Annotated in this window: 1 protein-coding gene; it reads left to right on the plus strand. The window is 42.7% G+C overall.

Annotated elements, in window-relative coordinates; all coding sequences use genetic code 11:
* On the plus strand, window positions 1–241 hold a 241-nt coding region (locus B9N71_RS12215; protein ID WP_143422153.1), incomplete at both ends, for a contractile injection system protein, VgrG/Pvc8 family.

Raw genomic sequence — 241 nt, forward strand, 5'->3', positions numbered from 1 at the left:
CTTCTCCTTTAATCCTGTTATCAACAAACCATTAACTTCCGCTATCCGCTCATTAAGTGACTTGCCCACGTTGAGTAATAAACGCACCTTGCATGGGGTGATTACTGAGTTTAGTCAGTTATCGGTCAATAAAGATGAAGCCCATTATCAAGTGGTGTTATCCTCGTGCTTAGCACGGTTGGCTGTGGGGCAACATAATGCCATATTTCAAAATCAAAGCGTGGTCAGTGTGGTTGAAGAA

The sequence above is a fragment of the Gilliamella bombi genome (assembly GCF_900103255.1).
Taxonomy (GTDB): Bacteria; Pseudomonadota; Gammaproteobacteria; order Enterobacterales; family Orbaceae; genus Gilliamella; species Gilliamella bombi.